Source organism: Micromonospora musae (genome assembly GCF_003626635.1).
In the GTDB taxonomy this organism is placed as follows: Bacteria; Actinomycetota; Actinomycetes; order Mycobacteriales; family Micromonosporaceae; genus Micromonospora; species Micromonospora musae.
Genome location: NZ_RAZT01000008.1, coordinates 94,361 through 112,842, shown reverse-complemented (window position 1 = coordinate 112,842; position 18,482 = coordinate 94,361). Strand labels below are relative to the sequence as shown.

Below are 18,482 nucleotides of genomic sequence, written 5' to 3'. Positions count from 1 at the left end.
GCCGACCGGCCCCCGTCGGCGGGGCCGCCCCTTTTGGCGCGGTCCCGCCCGGGATTTTCCGGTCGAATCACACCAAGGGGCATCAGCAGGTACGGGACGGCGAGCGACGACCGGCGTCGGTCGGTTTCCAGTCGGCGGAGTCGCGGCTGTCGGCGGTGACGCCGGTCGCCGCGGCGACGGCGAGGACGGCCAGGAACAGTACGAGGACGAGGAACTCCATGACGGCGCCCACTTTCGAATGGTTGATATTGGTTTCGCCGCCGATGCGCATCGGATCTGAGCCCAGTGTGCGACCTCGACCCAGGAGCCGACAGTGGCAGGAATGCCACTGATCATCGATTTACTGCCAACAGTCGGGTTACCCTCGTCACATGCTCCGATCGGTTGCCGTACTCGCCCTCGACCAGGTCGCCCCGTTCGAGCTCGGCGTGCTCGCGGAGGTCTTCGGCACCGACCGGACGGCCGACGGATTTCCCGCCTACCGCTTCGACGTCTGCAGCCCGGACGGCGCGCCGGTACGCACCTCCGCCGGATTCCAGCTCGTCCCGCACGCCGACCTCGCCCCACTGGAGGAGGCGGACCTGGTCGCGGTCCCCGCGCACGACCGGTGCGCCACCGTCCCCGAACCGGTGCTGGAAGCGCTGCGCCGGGCCGAGGCCCGCGGCGCACACCTGCTCAGCGTCTGCTCGGGCGCCTTCCTGCTGGGCGCGGCCGGGCTGCTCGACGGCCGCGACTGCACCACCCACTGGCGGTACGTCGACGACCTGCAACGGCTGCACCCGACGGCACGGGTCCAGTGCAACTCCCTCTACGTCGCCGACGGTCGGCTTCTCACCAGCGCCGGCACCGCCGCCGGCATCGACGCCTGCCTGCACCTGGTCCGCCAGGAGCACGGCTCGGCCACCGCCACCCGGCTGGCCCGCCGGATGGTGGTGCCGCCGCACCGCGACGGCGGCCAGGCCCAGTACATCGAGGCACCGATCCCCCGGGCGCCGGAGGCCCCGACCCTGGAACCGGTCCTGGAGTGGCTGATGGGGCACCTCGAACGCCCCGTCACCGTCGACGAGCTGGCGGCGCGGGCCGGCATGGCGCCCCGGACGTTCGCCCGCCGGTTCCGGGCCGAGACCGGCACCACTCCGCACGACTGGGTGACCAACCAGCGGGTGCTGCTGGCCCGCCGGCTGCTGGAGGAGACCGGGCTCAGCGTCGAGGCGGTCGCGGACCGGGCCGGCTTCGGCGACGCCGCAACGCTGCGCCACCACTTCACCCGCCGGGTCGGCGCCACGCCGCAGAGCTACCGCAGCACCTTCCGCGACCGCGCCCACGTCGGCTGACCGACCGGGCCCGGCACCACCACCGGGGTGTTACGCGAGCGTACGGTCGGGGTCTTCGCCCAGCCCCGGCCCAGGAGGTGCCCTCCGGCGCCTCAGGCGAGCAGGAGGCGATCGGCGCGGCGAAGGACGCGCAGACCGCCCGGCAGGTGCGCGGGGCCCTGTCCCCGCCACGCCGTGACCAGCGCGTTCAGCGCCACCACGTGACGGTGGGAGAGCGCGCTCGGCGGGGCGCCCAGCTCCCTGGCCCAGGCGTGCAGCACCCGGCTGCGTACGGCGGGAGCGAGCGCGGCGAGCGCCGGCACGGCAAGGCCGCCCGCCGGATCACGGGCGGTCGCCAGGGCCGCCTCGGCGAGGTCGTCGAGCGCGGCATTGTCCTCAGCGACCAGCCCGGCGGTCCGGGCCAGCCCGTCCAGCACCGCCGGCCCCAGCGCGCGGACCAGCGCGGGCAGCACGTCGGAGCGCACCCGTGCCCGGGAGTACGCGGGGTCGCTGTTGTGCGGGTCGACCCACGGCTTCAGGCCGAGCACGACGCAGGCCGCCAGGGTCTGCGCACGAGTGATCCCGAGCAGTGGGCGCAGCAGCGGCACCCCGGCGAGGTCCCGGCGGGCGGGCATCCCGGCCAGGCCCCGCGGGCCGGCGCCCCGGGCCAGCGCGAGCAGCACGGTCTCGGCCTGGTCGTCGCGGGTGTGTCCGGTGAGCACCGCGGCGGCGCCGTGCCGCGCGGCGGCGGCCCCCAGCGCCTCGTAGCGGGCCTCCCGGGCGGCCGCCTCCGGGCCACCGTGACGCCCGGCCACCTGCACCCGGACCAGCTCCACCGGGGCCAGTCCCAGCTCGCCGGCGAACGCCACCACCTCGGCGGCCCGCTCGGCGGAGCCCTCCTGCAGCCCGTGGTCGACCGTCACCAGGCCGGCGCGGCGGCCGAGGCGCGGCGCGACGAACGCCGTGGCGGCGGCGAGCGCCAGCGAGTCGGCGCCACCGGAACAGGCCACCAGCACCGGCCCCTCCCCGGGCAGGCCGGTCAGGGCGCGGCGCACCGCCACCCGGATCGCGGCCACCGGCGGGGCGAGTACGGCCACGGACGTGCCGTCAGCCGGCCGACGGCAGCGGACCGGCGGGGCCGTGCACCCGGGCCACCCAGGCGTCCGGGTCGCCCAGCTCGTCGATCCGGGGCAGGGTCAGCGGCGAGCCGAAGACCTTGTTGAAGCCCTCCATGCCGACCCGCTCGACCACCCCGTGCACGAACTTGCGGCCCTCGGCGTACTGGCGCATCTTGACGTCCACGCCCAGCAGCCGGCGGATCGCCTTCTCCAGCGGGTTGCCGGCCTCACGCCGCCGGTTGAACGCGGCACGGATCCGTTCGACGCTGGGAATGACCTGGGGGCCGACGCCGTCCATCACGAACTCGGCGTGCCCCTCGAGCAGCGTCATCAGCGCGGTGAGCCGGTCCAGCACGGCCCGCTGCCCCGGCGTCTGGACGAGATCCAGCACGCTGGTGCGGCTCTCCGGGTCGCGGATGGCGTCGGCGAGGGTGCCCACCCCGCGGCGCAGCCGATCGACCAGGTGATCCTCGCCGGACGACGCGTCCACGAACGCCTGCACCTCGCCGAGGAAGTAGGCCCGCATCCACGGCACGGCGGTGAACTGGGTCCGGTGGGTCACCTCGTGCAGGCAGACCCAAAGCCGGAAGTCGCGCGGGTCGGCACCGAGCTTCCGCTCCACCTCGACGATGTTCGGCGCGACCAGCAGCAGTTGCCCCGGGTCGCCGGAGAAGACCTCGTACTGGCCGAGCACCCGGCCGGAGAGGTACGCGAGCACGGTGCCCGCCTGCACCCCGGTCAGACGGGAGCCGATCGCCTCGGTGAGGACACCAGGCTTCTTGTCGCCACCGAGCCGCCCGACCAGCGGGCCGAGCACCTCACGCAGCCCGGCGATGTTGGCGGCGGCCCAGTCCCGCCGGTCGACCACCCGGACGGGCGGATGGCTCACCTGCGCCCGCAGACCGGTGTAGTCGGCCACGTGCCGGGCCGCTTCCTCGGTGAGTCGCCGCAGGTCACCGACGACCTCGGTGGCCTCGGCGTACGACACCCGGGGACCCGACTTGCCGAGCGCCCCCGCGGTGGCGGCGGCGAGATCCCAGTCCACGAACTGCGCCATGCACCCACCGTACCCGGGTGGGAACACCCCGAACCGGGCCTGCGGTGGGCCGGCCGGGAGGCGCCACGCCCCGCCCGCCGGCCCGGGGTGGGTCAGCGGCAGCCGCAGCTCGCGAGCGTGGCGGCGATCCGGTCCAGTGCCACCCGGGCGGGATCGCTACCGCCGGGCACCCGGTCGGTGAGCACCGCGAAGGTGAGCAGCCGGCCGTCCTTCGTGGTGACCAGGCCGGCGATCGCGTTCACGCTGCTCAACGTCCCGGTCTTGGCCCGGACCACGCCGGCGCCGGCCTCGGTGCCGGCCGTCTCGTACCTGTCGCCCAGGGTTCCGGACCAGGCGGCGACCGGCAGGCCACCGAAGATCGCGGCCAGCTCGGGGCGGCTGCCGTTGCCGGCGAGCGTGATCAGGTCGGTGAGCAGCGACGGGCTGATCCGGTTGGTGCGGGACAGCCCGCTGCCGTCGGCGAGGGAGAGCTCGTCGGCCGGCAGGCCCAGCTCCCCGGCCACCTCGTCCATGGCGGCGCCCGCGCCGACGAACGAGCCGGGCTTGTCCCGGGCCAGCGCGACCTGGCGGGCCAGCGCCTCGGCGATGATGTTGTCGCTGTCGGTGATCATGATGTCGACCAGCCGCATCAGCGGCATCGACTCGACCTTGCCGAGTTCGCTGCCGGGGGCGCCGGCCGTGGCGTCGCCCCCCGCGATGGGCGCCGTGCCGCGGGAGACCGCGCTGTTCGGCAGACCGAGCCGCCGCGCGAACGCGCGGCCGGCGGTGAGGTCGGGCTCGGAGACCCGCACGGCGGCGTGGTTACCCGCCTCGTGGTCCCGCTTGGCCTGCGGCACGTCCCGACGCGCGCCGTCGGTCATCAGGGCGGTGATGGGCGAGCCGTACCCGCCGGTCGGAATGTCCTCGTCCCAGCCCGGTTCGAGGCCCGGGCCGGAGTAGAGCGACCCGTCGATGATCACCTTGGTCGGCTTGGCGCCGCCGAGCGCCTGCTCGACCTGGCGGGCCAGGTCGTCCAGCCGGGCGGCGCCCGGATAGAAGCCGTTCTTGTCGACGGCGAGCGTCGGGTCTCCGCCGCCGACGATGACCACCTCGCCCGGGTTCGCCCCGGCGACCGCCCGGGTCGGGATCCGGTATCCGGGTCCCCTGGCGGCGAGCACGGTGACCCCGGTGACCAGCTTCGTCACCGAGGCGGGCACGGTGCCGTCGTCCGCGCCCCGACCGAAGAGGGACTGGCCGGTGACGGCGTCCGCCACCGAGACGTTCACCCGGTCGCCGAGCGCGGCCGCCCGGACCAGCGGGTCGAGCGCGGCGCGCACCCCGTCGGGCGTGGGCTCGGGGGCGTTCGGGTCGGCACCGGCCAGCACCGCCGACGGCGAGGGCTCCGGTGCCGCCGGTTCGGCCCGGGTGTCTTCGGCGCCGCCGAGCCAGTCGGCGACCGGGCCGGGGCGTACCACCGCCACCCCCACGCCGGCGAGCACGAGCAGGAGCACCACGGCGAGCACCACCGGCAGCCGACGGCGCGGCGCGGGAGCGATCGGGCCGGCGGCATCCGGCGGCGCACTGACCGGGCCGTCGGGCGAACCGCCGGCGCCGAGCCGGTCCGGACCGGCGGGAGCGGTGCGGTCGGTGGGACCGGTTGTCGGCGGTCCGCCCAGCGCCGCCCCGGCGTACTCCTGGACGGCGGGCCACTGCTCGCGGCTCGGTCCGGCCGGTGCCGGGCTGGTCGGGATACCGGAGGTCGGAGCCGGCCCGGCGGAATCGGGGGCGGGAAAGACCGGAGGGACCATGGGCCGCTCCGGCCCCACGGCGGGGAATCGTCCCGGAATGGGCGCGGAGCCACCGGTGGGCGGTTGCTCCGCCGCCTGGTCGGGGCCCGGGCCTGAGGTCCGGGAGGGGTGAGTACCGGGAACCCGTACGCGCCCAGTGGCGCCACCGGAACCAGATCGCCCCGTACCGCGTCCAGACCCCTCGTCCGGGCGGTAATGTGAATCTTCCCTCCCCACGGCCCCCTCCTCCCCTGCGGAAATTGGCTTGGGTGACACTACTTCGGTCCGAACACTATGCGGCGGTCGCGGCCGGCGGGTGAATACGCCCACCGGCGGTGCCGGCGATTCCGTTGGCCAGCGTGGGCAAACGAGGGAGCGTGCACATGGATTTCGACGTCACGGTTGAGATCCCGAAGGGTCACCGCAACAAGTACGAGGTGGACCACAAGACCGGCCGGATCCGGCTGGACCGCACCCTCTTCACATCCACCCAGTATCCGGCGGACTACGGCTTCATCGAGGGCACCCTCGGTGAGGACGGTGACCCGCTGGACGCGCTCGTCCTCGTGCCCGAACCCACCTTCCCCGGCTGCCTCATTCGATGCCGCACCATCGGCATGTTCCGGATGACGGACGAGAAGGGCGGCGACGACAAGGTCCTCTGCGTCCCCTACGAGGACCCGCGCCAGGAGCACCTGCGCGACATCCACCACCTGGGCGAGTTCGACCGGCTGGAGATCCAGCACTTCTTCGAGGTGTACAAGGACCTCGAGCCCGGCAAGTCCGTCGAGGGCGCCACCTGGGTGGGCCGCACCGAGGCCGAGGCCGAGATCCACGCCTCCTACCAGCGCGCCAAGGAAGCCGAGGAGCGCGGCGAAGGCCTGCACTGATCGCATCGATCTTTACGACGGGCCCGGGAACCGCTCAGCCGAGCAGCCCCCGGGCCTGTTCGTACAGGTCCAGCACCGCGCAGGCGACCGGCACCACGGCCACCACGAACGCCGTGTCGGCCAGGTCCGCGACCCGACCGAGGTACGGCGAGACCGGACGTCGGGCGTAGGTGGTGCCGGCGCTCACGGCGAGCACGGCCAGCGCCACCCCGGCGGCGGCCAGCCCGAGCCGACCGGTCGCACCGGCCCGGTCGGCGAGCACGGCGCCGAGCACGGCGTACCCGACCAGACCGCCGATCACCGGCGGCACCCGGTGCCGGACCGCCACGAAGAGCCGGGAGCGGAGCAAGAGGACGGCGGCGGTGACGGCGATCAGCACCGCACCGGCGACGCCACCGGTGACGGCCAGCACCACCGCCGCCAGCACGGCCAGCACGGCGTGCCCCAGCAGCATCCCGGTGAGCATCTCCTCGGTGCGGGCCACCGCGGCGTACACCCGGCCCCGGTCGGGCAGGTCGCGCACCGGCGTACCGCCCTCGTCCGCCGTCGGCAGGGTGATCGGCGGCAGCGGCAGCTTGCCGAGCCGGATCGCCAGCAGCGGAATCACCCCGATCGCGAAGACCAGCACGCAGAGCAGCACCGCGGCGGCTCCGGCCGGGCCGAGCGCCAGCCCGCCGAGGGCCGTCGGCGCGCCCAGCAGGCCGACCGTCGCACCGGCCACGAAGACGCGTAGCCGGCTGGCGACCCCGAGCAGGCCGAGCACCGACGCCAACAGCAGCGCCACCGCGCCGGCCAGCACCTCCGCGGCCCCCACCCAGCGCAGCGGCGCGAACGGACCAACCGGGTCACCCGAGCCGACCGCCAGCGCACCGGCCGCCGCCGCGTACGGCAGAGCGTAGCCGCCGAGCGTCGCGGCGCTCACCCCGTCGCCGTGCGCCCGGGAGGCGATCGTCCCCGCGACGACCAGCAGCAGCGCGCCGACGGCCGCGGTGAGCCAGCCGCCCCGCTGCTGCGGCCCGCCGCCGAGCAGGGCGAGCAACCCCACCGCGAGCGGCACACCGGCGCCGGCCAGTACGACGGTCCGGGTGGCCGCCGCCGACCACGCCCCGCCCCGACGCCGCGCGCCGTCCACGATCGCCTCGACCACGTCGTCGTACTCCAGCTCCGGCCAGTGGACGCGGGCCGGGACCAGGTGCAGCACCTCACCGTCGCGGATCCCCTGCGGATGCAGCCCCTGGGCGGTCGACAGCGGCACGCCGTCGGTGCGCCGCAACACCCAGCCCCCGTGCCGCTCGCCGTCGTCGGCCAGCCCGACACCGGCGTGGCGCAGCACGTCCGGGAGCAGCTCCGCGAGGGGGACCTGTTCCGGCAGGGCGACGTCCAGCCGGCGTCGCGGGGCGCTGATCGTGACGCGGGCCAGCCCGGATGACATCGGCCTGTCTCCATATCGAACGGGATCGGTGGCTGCGCGGACGACAGGACTTTACCTACGATGAGCCAGCTTCGGGTTACCGAGCGTTCCGGAAGGAGGTTCCGTGTCCACCGTCGTCGTCAAACGGCCGCCCCGCCGACCGGCACCCGAGATCCCGGTCGGCGAGCTGCCCGTCGAGGCCCCGCCGGAGATCCCCGAGGTGACCGGCGGCCGCTGGCAGCAGCTGCTCATGGTGCTGCCCATGCTCGGCGGCACGGTGGCGATGGCGATGATGTTCGGCCGGGGCGGGGGCGCCTACTCGTACGTGGTGGGCGCGATGTTCGGGCTCTCCTCGCTGGCGATGCTGGTGACCTCGTGGGGCAGCGCGTCCGGTACGCCCCGCAAGTCGGAGATGATGGCGGCCAGGCGGGAGTACCTGCGGCACCTGACCGCCCTGCGCCGCCGGGTCCGGGAGACCGCCGGGCGGCAGCGGGAGGGGCTCTACTACCGGCATCCCGACCCGGAGCGGCTCTGGTCGACGGTGACGAGCCACCGGGTCTGGGAGCGCCGCCCCGGCGATCCGGACTTCGCGGTGGTACGGGTCGGCGTCGGGCCGCAGACCCTCGCCACCCCGCTGCTCCCACCCGTGACCCGGCCGCTGGAGGAGCTGGAGCCGATGACGGCCGGCGCGCTGCGCCGCTTCCTCGACGCCTACTCGGTCGTGCCCGACCTGCCGGTGGCGCTCTCGCTGCGCAGCTTCGCCCGGGTCTTCGTACGCGACGTCGGCGCCACCGAACCCGACAACGGGCCGGCGGCGGACGGCGGCCCGGCCCGGGGCGCGGCGGCGCGGGCGATGGTGCGGGCGGTCCTCACCCAGCTGGCGGTCTTCCACGCCCCGGAGGAGCTGCTGATCGCCGTCTGCGCCGGACCCGAACGACGCGCCGCCTGGGAGTGGGTCAAGTGGCTGCCGCACGCCCGGCATCCGGACCGCGCCGACGCCCTCGGCCCGGTGCGCCTGGTCACCAGCTCCGCCGCCGAACTGGAGCAGCTGCTCGACGAGGTGCTGGCCAGCCGATCCCGGTTCAGCCCGGCCGGCCCGGCGACGGACGGGCCGCACGTGGTGGTCGTCCTCGACGGCGGCGACCTCACCGGCGCCACCGACATGACCGGCGACAGCGGTATCGACGCGGTCACCGTGCTCGACCTGGACACCCCGCCGCCCCGGCTGCTCGACCGGTACGCGCTCCTGCTGGAGCTGCGCGACGGGCGGCTGCACTCGTACTCCGCACAGGGGCACGCCGAGGTGGGCGCGCCGGACCAGCTCGACCCGGCCGACGCCGAGGCGGTGGCCCGCCGGCTGGCCCCGCTGCGCCTCGCCGGCACGGCGAACGGCCCGGACGCCCCGCTGCACGCCGAGCCGGGGCTGCCCGAACTGCTCGACCTCGGCGACCCGCAGGGCTTCACGGTCGAGCAGGGTTGGGCGCCCCGGCCGGCGCGGGACCGGCTGCGCACGCCGATCGGCGTGGGCGCCGACGGCGGCACCGTCGAACTGGACCTCAAGGAGTCCGCGCAGGACGGGATGGGCCCGCACGGGCTGCTCATCGGCGCGACCGGCTCCGGCAAGTCCGAGTTGCTACGCACGCTGGTGCTGGGGCTGGCCGCCACGCACAGCTCGGAGCAGCTCAACTTCGTGCTCATCGACTTCAAGGGCGGGGCCACCTTCGCCTCGTTCGACCGGCTGCCGCACACGGCCGCCGTGATCACCAACCTGGAGGACGCGCTGCCGCTCGTCGACCGGATGGTCGACGCCATCAACGGTGAGCTGATGCGCCGTCAGGAGCTGCTCCGCCGGGCCGGCAACTTCGCCGGCGTACGGGACTACGAACGGGCCCGGGCCACCGGCAGCGCCCTCCCCCCGCTGCCGTCCCTGCTGCTGATCTGCGACGAGTTCTCCGAGCTGCTCTCCGCCAAGCCGGACTTCATCGACCTCTTCGTGCAGATCGGCCGGTTGGGGCGGTCGCTCGGCGTACACCTGCTGCTCGCCTCGCAGCGGCTCGAGGAGGGGCGGCTACGCGGGCTCGACACGCACCTGTCGTACCGGATCGGCCTGCGTACCTTCTCCGCGCTGGAGTCCCGGACGGTGCTCGGCGTACCGGACGCCCACGAGTTGCCCCGCACCCCCGGGCACGGCTACCTGCGCTTCGGCACCGAGCCGCTGGTCCGGTTCAAGGCCGCGTACGTCTCCGGCGCGCTGCCCCGGCGCGGCCCGGCGGGCGGCCCCGAAGTGGACGGACCACCGCGCCTGCTCACCTTCGACACCCACTTCGTGCCGATACCCGACCCGGGCGCCAAGCCCACGCCGACGGCCGAGGAGGAGGGCCGGGAGAGCCTGCTGGACGTCCTGGTGGGCCGGCTGGCCGGCCAGGGGCCGCCGGCCCACCAGGTCTGGTTGCCTCCGCTCGACCGGCCGCCCGCGCTGGACGAGCTGCTCGGCCCGGTCACGGTGGATTCCGCGCGCGGATTCAGCACCGGCAACCCGGAGCTGCACGGCGCGCTCGGCGTTCCGGTGGCCGTGGTGGACAAGCCCTTCGAGCAGCGTCGTGACCTGCTCTGGCTGGCCCTCGACGGGGCGGCCGGGCACGTCGCGGTGGTCGGCGCCCCGCAGAGCGGTAAGTCGACGGTGCTGCGGACGCTGATCTGCGCGCTGGCGCTCACCCACACCCCGCGCGAGGTGCAGGTCTACTGCCTGGACTTCGGCGGGGGTGGGTTGGCCGCGCTGCGCGACCTGCCGCACGTCGGCGGGGTGAGCGGGCGCGCCGACCCGACCGCCGTCCGCCGCACCATCGGCGAGGTCGCCACCCTGCTCGCCGAGCGGGAACGCCGCTTCGCCGAGCTGGGCGTCGAGTCGATGGCGGCGTACCGGCGGTGGCGGAGCGAACCCACCGGCGCCGGCCGGCCGGACGTCGACCCGTTCGGCGACGTCTTCCTCGTGGTGGACGGGTGGACGACGCTGCGCGCCGAGTACGACGACCTGGAGCCCCTGATCACCGATCTGGCGACCCGGGGGCTCTCCTACGGGGTGCACGTGGTGACCACCGCGCTGCGCTGGCTGGACTTCCGCCCCGCGATCCGGGACCTCTTCGGGTCCCGCCTGGAGCTGCGCCTCGGCGATCCGAACGACTCTCTGGTGGCCCGCCGGGCGGCCGCGAACGTGCCGGAGAAGACTCCGGGCCGGGGCGTCAACGCGGACGGCCTGCACTTCCTGACCGCCCTGCCCCGGCTCGCCGGAGCCGACACCGCCGACCTCGTCAAGCAGGTCGCGGGGGCGTGGAACGCTCCGCCCGCGCCCCGCGTACGGCTGCTGCCGCCGGTGCTCCCCTACGCCGACCTGGACCTCGCCGCAGCGACCGGGCTGCGGCTGCCCATCGGGATCGCCGAGGCCGACCTGCGCCCGGTGGCGCTCGACTTCGCCGCCGAACCGCACTTCGTGGTCTTCGGCGACGCCGAGTGCGGCAAGTCCTCGTTCCTGCGTGCGCTGGGCGCCACCATCACCACCCGGTTCACCCCGGAGCAGGCCCGGGTGATCCTGGTCGACTACCGGCGGAGCCTGCTGGGGGCGATCGAGACGGACCATCTGATCGGCTACGGCACCGCGGCCGCGCACGCCACCGACCTCGTCGAGTCGGCCGCCGGTTACCTCGCCCGCCGCATCCCCGGTCCCGAGGTCACCCCCGAGCAGCTGCGCGAGCGCTCGTGGTGGTCGGGGCCGGAGCTGTTCGTGCTCGTCGACGACTACGACCTGGTGGCGACGGGGCCGGCGAACCCGCTGCGCGCGTTGGAGGAGTACCTTCCGCAGGCCCGCGACATCGGCCTGCACCTGGTGCTGGCCCGGCGCAGCGGCGGCGCCGCCCGCGCCCAGTACGAGCCGATCGTCCAGCGGCTGCGGGAACTCGCCACGGCCGGTCTCGTGATGACCGGCAGCCCGGACGAGGGGGCGCTGGTCGGGCCGGTCCGCCCCGGCCCGCTGCCGCCGGGCCGTGGTCGGCTGGTCACCCGGCGAGAGGGCGTACGCCTGGTCCAGCTGGCACATCTGCCGGCGCCGTGAACCGTGTCCTGCGGATCGTCCCTCGATCGGGCGGGGAACCGGTAATCTCCGATCGTTGTGGTTCCGCTGGCGATGAATGGCTGAGGATGTGACTGGGGTTCGGCGCAGCTGCCCGGCAGCGGGCCGACGGACCGCCGGCCGGGCGCTGCTCGGCGTGACGGCGGCCGTCGTCGCGGTGACCGTTCCCGCGGTGCCCGTCGCGGCGGCTCCGGTCCGCGCGAACCCGGTCGCCGCCACCCCGTTGGCGTACGCGCCGGACGTGGCCCCGGACCGGCCGGACCAGATTCGCGACGAGCAGTGGCAGATCGACGAGTTGAACGCGGCCACCGCCTGGCGCACGTCGACCGGGCGCGGGGTGACCGTCGCCGTCGTCGACTCCGGAGTGGACGCCACCCACCCCGACCTGACGGGGCAGGTGCTGCCCGGGTACGACCTGGTGTCCCCGGGTGGCGGCGAGCAGGCGGATCCGGTGGGCCACGGCACCACGGTGGCCGGGTTGATCGCCGGCCGCCGGGACGACAAGCGGGGCGTGGTCGGCCTCGCGCCGGACGCACGCATCCTGCCGGTCCGGGTCCTCGACGACGAGAACCGGTACGACGACGCGCTCATCGTGGCGCGCGGTGTGCGTTGGGCGGTCGACCACGGCGCGCGGGTGATCAACCTGTCGCTCGGCGGCAGCGGCGACAGCCCCGCGCTCGCCGCCGCCCTGGACTACGCCTTCGCCCGCGACGTGGTGGTGGTGGCCTGCACCGGCAACGTCGCCAGCTCGACGACGACCGAGGTCTGGTACCCGGCCCGGGAGCCGGGTGTGATCGCGGTCGCCGGCCTGGAACGAAACAGCGAGAACCTCTGGTCCGGCTCGATCACCGGGCGCGCCGCCGTGCTCTCCGCGCCGGCCACGGGGCTCGTCGGCGCCCGCCCCGGCGGCTACTGGCGGGTGCAGGGGACCAGCTTCGCCGCGCCGCTGGTCTCCGCGACCGCGGCCCTCGTCCGGTCCCGCTATCCGCAGATGTCGGCGGGCGACGTCGTCAACCGGCTGATGTCCACCGCTCGTGATCTCGGGCCGACGGGGCGGGACGACCGCTTCGGTTTCGGGCTCGTCGACCCGGTGGCCGCGCTCTCCGCCGATGTGCCGACGGTGGCCGGCAACCCGCTCGACGACAACACCTCTCCCGGCGTGGCCGGCTTCGGGCCGGCGCCGGGTCTCGCCCAGGGCGACGAGACGGCCCGCATCGGTGATGCGCTCGGCTTCAACGCCCCGCAGCAACAGACCCGGTGGACCGCCCGCCCGGCGGGCGGCCAGGACGACTCGGAGCCGGAACGGCTCTGGACGGGGGCCGCGCTCTTCGTCGCCCTGCTCACCGGGGCGGCGCTGATGCTTCGCCGGCGGCGCCGGCAGCACCGCTGAGGCTGCGGCTGATCAACCGCCGGGTCGGGTAGAACGGATGCCATGAGTACGACCGGTCCGCGCACCCTCGTTCCCGGCACCGAGACGTCCTGGCGGCGACGCCGGCTCGACCCGGCGGCGCCACGCGGACTGCGGCTGACCCTGGCGGTGGCCGCCGCCTTCCTGGTGCTGGCACCTTTCACCTCGCTCGCCCTGCTCGTGCTCGGGGCGTGGCCGCCGCTGCACCGGCTGGACACGTCGGTGACCGGGGCGCTGCACGACCACGCGCTGGAGCACCCGGGTTGGGTACGGCTGATGGCGGTCTGGACCGAGGTCTTCGCGCCCATGCCGCTGCGCGCCGCCGCCCTGGCGCTCGTGGTCTGGCTGGTCCGTCGAGACGCCCGCCGGCTGGCCCTCTGGGTGGTGGTGACCATGGTGCTGGGCGGGCTGCTCGGCCCCCTGCTCAAGCTGCTCGTCGGCCGGAACCGCCCGGATTTGCTCGAACCGGTCGCCCGGGCCACCGGGTACGCCTTCCCCTCCGGTCACGCGCTCAACGCGGCGCTCGCCGCCGGGGTGCTGCTGGTGGTCTTCCTGCCGTTCGCCCGGCGCCCGGCGCAGCGCGCGGCGCTCTGGGCCACGGCCCTGCTGATCGCCGCGCTGACCGGGGCGAGCCGGGTGGCGCTCGGCGTGCACTGGACCAGCGACGTGATCGGCGGGTGGCTCCTCGGCACGGCCGTCCTGGCCGCCACCGCGGCGGGCTTCACCGTCTGGCGGCACACCTCACCGGTCGCCCGACCGCTCTCCCACCGGGAGCCCGCGCCGCCCCGCAGGTAGCTCAGGTGCACTCGCCGGTGTCGACGCCACGGGTGCGCTCGGCACCGGCCAGGGCCACCGGCCGGGCCTCCGCCGCCGTCACCGCGAACCCGGTGTTCGGGTCGTCCGCGGCCGCCGCGAAGATCACCCCGAGCACCAGCCCGTTCGAGGAGACCAGCGGCCCGCCGGAGTTGCCGCTGCGGACCAGCGCACGGATCGTGTAGATCTCCCGGGTCACGTCCCCCGACGAGTAGATGTCGGGCCCGGTGATCCGGTCCACGTCGCGGATCCGGGCCGACTGGGCGTTGTACGGCCCGTCGAGCGGGAAGCCGAGCACGATGGCGTCGGCACCGGTGCCCGCGTTGCCGGCGGCGAACCGCATGGAGGGGCCGGGCAGCCCCGGCACGTGGAGCACGGCGAGGTCCCGGTCCGGGTCGTAGACGACCACCTCCCCGTCGTACCGGTCGCCGCCGAGCTCCACGGCGACCGAGCGGGTGCCGGCGACGACGTGGGCGTTGGTCATCACCCGGTCGTCGGCGTACACGAAACCGGAGCCCTCGATGCGCCGGGAGCAGCTCGGCGCGGAGCCGAGCACCTTCACCACCGAGCGCTGCCCGTTGACCACCACCTGGGAGCCGGCGAGCGCCGGGTCGGGCGGCTCCACCTGCCGGGCCCGGGTGGGCGCGAGGTCGCCGAAGACGTCGGGGAAGCCGTTCGTGTCGACGGTGTCCCGCAGCGCGGTGGAGAGCCGCTGTGCCTGGTCGGGCAGGACCCGGTCGACCACGTTGAGCAGGGCGCTGTTCCGCACCGAGGAGGCCAGCCAGGGCAGCGAGGAGGAGCCGAGCGGCACCGCGACCAGCCAGGCGACCAGCAGGACCGCGAAGAGGGAGACGAACGCGCCGCCGACGTCGTCGATCTTGCGGAAGACCGGACCGGTGATCGCGGCCCGAAGGTTCGAGCCCAGCCAGCCGGCGAGCGCCTGCCCGGCCACGGCGAGACCGAAGACGGCCACCAGGGAGATCAGCACCCGTGTGCCGCTGTCGACGAACTGGCGGGCCAGGATCGGCCCGGCCTGGAGCCCGATCAACGCGCCGAGGAAGAACCCGGTGAACGACAGGATCCCGATGACGAAACCCTGGCGATATCCGCTGATCGCGAACACGAGCATGAGCAGCAGGAGGACGAGATCGACGGCGGACACGGGTCAAGCGTACGGGCCGGCGGCCCGTCGGATGACCATCGCTTGCGGAAGGTGACCGCGTGATCAGCGTACGGGTGTCTCGTCGACCTCGTCGGTGCCCGCGGAGGGCGCCGGCGTCGCCCCGGTGGGCGGCAGGTCGACCAGCCGACCCGGTTCCCAGGGGCGGGACCAGCCGCCCAGGTCGAGCAGGGTGCTCAGCACCCCGGCGGTGAAGCCCCAGACCAGCATGCCGCGGACCGCGAAGGCCGGGCCGACCCAGCCGCTCGGGTGGCGTACGCGCACCCGGTTCACCGGGTCGACCAGCTCGGCGATCGGCAGCCGGGCCACGTGCGCCACCTCGGCCGGCTCACAGGGGCGCACCGGGTGCGGTGCGTGCCACCAGGCGAGGACGGGGGTGACCACGAAGTCGCTGACCGGTATCCAGAGCTTCGGCAGTTCGGCCAGGACGGTGACGCTGCCCGGGTCGAGGTCGACCTCCTCGTTCGCCTCCCGCAGCGCGGTGGCCCGGGCGTCGGCGTCCTCCGGGTCGGCGGCGCCGCCGGGGAAGGCGGGCTGACCGGCGTGGGTCCGCAGGGTGGCCGCCCGTTGCAGGATCAGCACGTCCGGACCGGTTTCGGCCTGCTCGCCGAGGAGCACCAGCACGGCGCTCTCCCGCCCGCCGCTCTCCGGCGTCACCAGCCGGGTGAAGTCCTCGGCGCGGGCCGTTCCGACCCGGGCGAGCAGGGGCGCCATCCACTCCGGCGGTCTCCGGGTCACGCCGGCACCGCCACCCCGAGGTGCTCGCGGACCAGCTCGCCGAGGCGTGCGTCGTCCAGCGCGCCGGACGCGTCGGTGTGCACGACCCGCCCCTGCGGGTCGACGAGGAGGGTCAGCGGGAAGGCGTTGCGGTTCAACGCCCGCTGCAGCGCCGTGCCCTGGTCGACCAGCATCGGGAAGCCGACGCCGAGGTCCTCGCCGATGGACTGGGCTGCGCTGCGGCTGTCCTGGCTGTTCACGCCGATCACGTGCAGCCGGTTACCGGCCCGTTTGCTCAGCCGCTGGAAGGCGGGCAGCTCCTCGCGGCACGGCGGGCACCAGGACGCCCAGATGTTGATCACAGCGGGGCCACGTACGTCGCGGAGGGCGACCGGCGCCCCGCCCGTGAAGCAGGAGAGGGTCAGCTCCGGCAGGGGATCTCCGGTGCCGACGGTCGAGTCGGCGGCGTCGGGGGTCGCCGTGCCGGCGGTCGGGGTGGCCGGCGGGGTGGTCAGCGTCGCGCAGTCCTCGAACGGTGACGGCCGCTCGGCCCGCGGCCGTGACGGAGCGGCGGACTCCTCGGTGCCGGCGGCGGTGCAGCCGGCGGTGGCGGCCACCAGCAGCGGCAGGAGCAGGGCGACGATCCGGCGCTTCACGGCACCTCCGCGGTGACCGCCTGGGCCGGCACCAGCTGCGGGTCGATCCCGGCGGCGACCGCCAGGTCGCGGGCCCGGGGGCCCTTGAGCAGCTTGACGGCGACCGTGGGGTCGGTCGGTCCGGTGCCGTACGACGGGCAGAGCTTCGCCAGCGTGCAGGCTCCGCAGGCCGGCTTGCGGGCGTGGCAGACGCGGCGGCCGTGGAAGATCACGCGGTGCGAGAGCATGGTCCAGTCGCGCTTCTCATAGAGCGCGCCGATCGCATGCTCGATCTTGACCGGGTCGGTCTCCGCCGTGAGCCGCCAGCGGTGCGTCAGCCGCTGGAAGTGGGTGTCGACGGTGATCCCGGGCACCCCGAACGCGTTGCCGAGGATGACGTTCGCCGTCTTGCGCCCGATCCCGGGCAGCGCCACGAGGTCGGCGATCCGGCCCGGCACCTGACCGTGGTGGCGCTCGACCAGCGCCTGCCCCAGCTTGATCAGCGAGTCGGTCTTGTTCCGGAAGAAGCCGGTGGGGCGGAGCAGCTCCTCCAGCTCGCCCCGGTCGGCGGCGGCGTAGTCGGCGGCCGTCGGGTAGCGCGGAAAGAGCTTCGGGGTGACCTCGTTGACCCGCTTGTCGGTGGTCTGGGCCGAGAGGATCGTCGCGACGGCCAGCTCCAGCGCGTTGGAGTGGTCCAGTTCGCAGTGCGCGTCGGGGTGGGTCTCGGCGAGCACCCGGCCGATCCGCCGAGCGCGTCGCTTGCGCCCGAGGTCGGTCTCGTCGACACCGGGAGAGCTACGGGTCACGACGGCCAGCCTACGTCGCCGCTCGGGCTCCCCCCGGGTCCACGCCCCGGAGCACCTAGCCGGGGTCAGCTGGGGCTGATCTTGCCGGCGGCGTCGAAGCGGGCCCCGGTCTTCGGGAAGTCGCTGCCGGTGAGCTGCTTGACCAGGCCCAGGCCCCGATCATCCGGGTCCATGGTCGGCTTGCCCGCCCCGTTCATGTACGTCGACGTGAACGAGCCCCCCGCCCAGCTGCCGTCGCGGTGCAGAGACACCTTGAGGACGCCACCCCAGCCGAGCCGGCCGTTGTTGCTGAGCGAGCCGCCCCCGCCCGCGAAGTTCCCCAGGCTGTAGGCGATCAGCCGGCCCTTGTAGAACTCCATTCCGCGCAGCACGTGCGGGCCGTGCCCGACGATCAGGTCGGCCCCGGCGTCGATCATCGCCTTCGAGAACTTGACCGGATCGCCCCGGTTCTCGCCCAGGAACATCTCGGTGCCGGGCCGGACCCGGGTCTTGTCCGAGCCTTCCGCGCCCATGTGCACCTGCACCACGACGAGGTCGGCCATGGTGGCCGCCTTCGCCACGACCCGCTTCGCGGCGGCGATGTCGACGAGGCTGTTGGACCAGACGTACGACGAGAAGCCCGCGACCGCGATCTTGACGCCCTCGGCCTCGACGACAGTGATCTGATCCGGCGCGCCGGTGTGCGCCAGGTCGTACTTCTCGAGGGCCCGCTGGGTGTTCTGGTAGCCCTTCGGGCCGTAGTCGTAGCCGTGGTTGTTGGCCTGGTTGAGCAGGTCGAAGCCGGCTTCACGCAGGTGGGCCGCGTACTCGGGCGGGGCCCGGAACTGGAAGCAGCGGGTGGAGTCCGCCCCGCACTTGCCGGTGCCCGTGTCCACCGTCAGCGGCTCCTCCAGGTTGCCCATCACCACGTCGGCGGCGAGCGCCTTGGTGACCGAGTTGAAGAAGCCCTTGCCACCGTTGGCGGGCAGCCGGTTCGGGGCGTTGCCCATGATGATGTCGCCGGTCGCGGAGAGCGAGACGATCTCCTTCTCGGCCGCGGCGGAGCCGCCCGTCGAGGGGGTGACGTCAGTCACCGGCGCACCGGGGGCGCCACCGCCCGCGCCGGGTCGCCAGACCGGGGAGGTGGCCGACTCGCCGCACCCGGCCACGAGAACAGCGAGCAGCACGCCGAGGACCAGGGCGGTCCGGCGGCGGCGCGAGGGGTGGGCGGCACCGTACATCGCCCGCGACCCTACCGGGCAGGCT

15 protein-coding genes are annotated in these 18,482 nt (G+C 74.6%); 5 read left to right on the top strand and 10 right to left on the bottom strand.

The annotated features are described in order from the left end of the window. Positions 1-82: 82 nt before the first annotated feature. Positions 83-271, bottom strand: a complete 189-nt coding sequence (locus D7044_RS32160) for a hypothetical protein (RefSeq protein ID WP_147434681.1) — start codon at positions 269-271, stop codon at positions 83-85. A 100-nt stretch (positions 272-371) separates the two neighbouring features. Here D7044_RS32160 and D7044_RS17030 point away from each other — a divergent pair, with 100 nt between their 5' ends. Next, positions 372-1,334, top strand: a complete 963-nt coding sequence (locus D7044_RS17030) for a GlxA family transcriptional regulator (protein WP_120680101.1) — start codon at positions 372-374, stop codon at positions 1,332-1,334. A gap of 92 nt (positions 1,335-1,426) precedes the next feature. Here D7044_RS17030 and tilS read toward each other — a convergent pair whose 3' ends face one another. The 3 genes from tilS to dacB form a co-directional block, all read right to left on the bottom strand. Beyond that, positions 1,427-2,410, bottom strand: a complete 984-nt coding sequence (tilS, locus tag D7044_RS17025) for a tRNA lysidine(34) synthetase TilS (RefSeq protein WP_120689506.1) — start codon at positions 2,408-2,410, stop codon at positions 1,427-1,429. Between the two features lie 10 nt (positions 2,411-2,420). Next, a complete protein-coding gene (locus tag D7044_RS17020) occupies positions 2,421-3,488 on the bottom strand; it encodes a zinc-dependent metalloprotease (protein ID WP_120680097.1) in 1,068 nt (355 codons plus the stop codon). 92 nt (positions 3,489-3,580) lie between these two features. Next, a complete protein-coding gene (gene dacB / locus D7044_RS17015; protein WP_120689505.1) occupies positions 3,581-5,275 on the bottom strand; it encodes a D-alanyl-D-alanine carboxypeptidase/D-alanyl-D-alanine endopeptidase in 1,695 nt (564 codons plus the stop codon). A 362-nt stretch (positions 5,276-5,637) separates the two neighbouring features. On the opposite strand from dacB, the gene D7044_RS17010 reads away from it, so the two are divergent. Continuing rightward, the gene (locus D7044_RS17010; protein ID WP_120680093.1) at positions 5,638-6,144 is read left to right on the top strand and encodes an inorganic diphosphatase; all 507 of its coding nucleotides are present in this window, start codon (positions 5,638-5,640) and stop codon (positions 6,142-6,144) included. 34 nt (positions 6,145-6,178) lie between these two features. Here the strand turns inward: D7044_RS17010 and eccD are convergent, their stop codons facing one another. Next, entirely contained in the window at positions 6,179-7,576 is a 1,398-nt protein-coding gene (eccD, locus tag D7044_RS17005; protein WP_120689504.1) for a type VII secretion integral membrane protein EccD, read from the bottom strand. Between the two features lie 103 nt (positions 7,577-7,679). On the opposite strand from eccD, the gene eccCa reads away from it, so the two are divergent. The 3 genes from eccCa (at position 7,680) to D7044_RS16990 (ending at position 13,881) form a co-directional block, all read left to right on the top strand. After that, positions 7,680-11,660 (top strand): type VII secretion protein EccCa, encoded by a 3,981-nt coding sequence (gene eccCa / locus D7044_RS17000; RefSeq protein WP_120689503.1) that lies wholly within the window; start codon positions 7,680-7,682, stop codon positions 11,658-11,660. A gap of 76 nt (positions 11,661-11,736) precedes the next feature. Next, positions 11,737-13,068: a type VII secretion-associated serine protease mycosin gene (mycP, locus tag D7044_RS16995; RefSeq protein ID WP_120680086.1), complete on the top strand. Its 1,332-nt coding sequence runs from the start codon at positions 11,737-11,739 to the stop codon at positions 13,066-13,068. A 42-nt stretch (positions 13,069-13,110) separates the two neighbouring features. Then, positions 13,111-13,881: a phosphatase PAP2 family protein gene (locus D7044_RS16990; RefSeq protein WP_120680084.1), complete on the top strand. Its 771-nt coding sequence runs from the start codon at positions 13,111-13,113 to the stop codon at positions 13,879-13,881. Position 13,882: 1 nt separating this feature from the next. Here the strand turns inward: D7044_RS16990 and D7044_RS16985 are convergent, their stop codons facing one another. From D7044_RS16985 to D7044_RS16965, 5 genes are all read right to left on the bottom strand, one after another. Then, a complete protein-coding gene (locus D7044_RS16985; RefSeq protein WP_120689502.1) occupies positions 13,883-15,061 on the bottom strand; it encodes a MarP family serine protease in 1,179 nt (392 codons plus the stop codon). Between the two features lie 63 nt (positions 15,062-15,124). Further along, positions 15,125-15,817, bottom strand: coding sequence for an NUDIX hydrolase (locus tag D7044_RS16980; protein ID WP_120680080.1), 693 nt, complete (start codon positions 15,815-15,817; stop codon positions 15,125-15,127). Then, positions 15,814-16,452 carry a TlpA family protein disulfide reductase gene (locus D7044_RS16975; protein ID WP_120689501.1) on the bottom strand — a complete coding sequence of 213 codons (639 nt, stop codon included), beginning with the start codon at positions 16,450-16,452 and terminating at the stop codon, positions 15,814-15,816. The genes D7044_RS16980 and D7044_RS16975 overlap by 4 nt, the downstream gene beginning before the upstream one ends. After that, complete coding sequence (nth, locus tag D7044_RS16970; protein ID WP_120680078.1) at positions 16,449-17,237, bottom strand: endonuclease III; 789 nt, start codon at positions 17,235-17,237, stop codon at positions 16,449-16,451. Before nth ends, D7044_RS16975 begins: the two co-directional genes overlap by 4 nt. A 65-nt stretch (positions 17,238-17,302) precedes the next feature. Next, complete coding sequence (locus tag D7044_RS16965) at positions 17,303-18,457, bottom strand: CapA family protein (protein WP_120680077.1); 1,155 nt, start codon at positions 18,455-18,457, stop codon at positions 17,303-17,305. Positions 18,458-18,482 lie beyond the last annotated feature (25 nt).

Excerpts from the sequence above, each read along its gene's own strand:
- dacB (WP_120689505.1), bottom strand. The coding sequence starts at position 5,275 with ATGGTCCCTCCGGTCTTTCCCGCCCCCGATTCCGCCGGGCCGGCTCCG.
- D7044_RS16990 (WP_120680084.1), top strand. The coding sequence starts at position 13,111 with ATGAGTACGACCGGTCCGCGCACCCTCGTTCCCGGCACCGAGACGTCC.
- D7044_RS16965 (WP_120680077.1), bottom strand. The coding sequence starts at position 18,457 with ATGTACGGTGCCGCCCACCCCTCGCGCCGCCGCCGGACCGCCCTGGTC.
- D7044_RS17020 (WP_120680097.1), bottom strand. The coding sequence starts at position 3,488 with ATGGCGCAGTTCGTGGACTGGGATCTCGCCGCCGCCACCGCGGGGGCG.
- eccD (WP_120689504.1), bottom strand. The coding sequence starts at position 7,576 with ATGTCATCCGGGCTGGCCCGCGTCACGATCAGCGCCCCGCGACGCCGG.
- D7044_RS32160 (WP_147434681.1), bottom strand. The coding sequence starts at position 271 with ATGCGCATCGGCGGCGAAACCAATATCAACCATTCGAAAGTGGGCGCC.
- D7044_RS17030 (WP_120680101.1), top strand. The coding sequence starts at position 372 with ATGCTCCGATCGGTTGCCGTACTCGCCCTCGACCAGGTCGCCCCGTTC.
- D7044_RS17010 (WP_120680093.1), top strand. The coding sequence starts at position 5,638 with ATGGATTTCGACGTCACGGTTGAGATCCCGAAGGGTCACCGCAACAAG.
- mycP (WP_120680086.1), top strand. The coding sequence starts at position 11,737 with ATGGCTGAGGATGTGACTGGGGTTCGGCGCAGCTGCCCGGCAGCGGGC.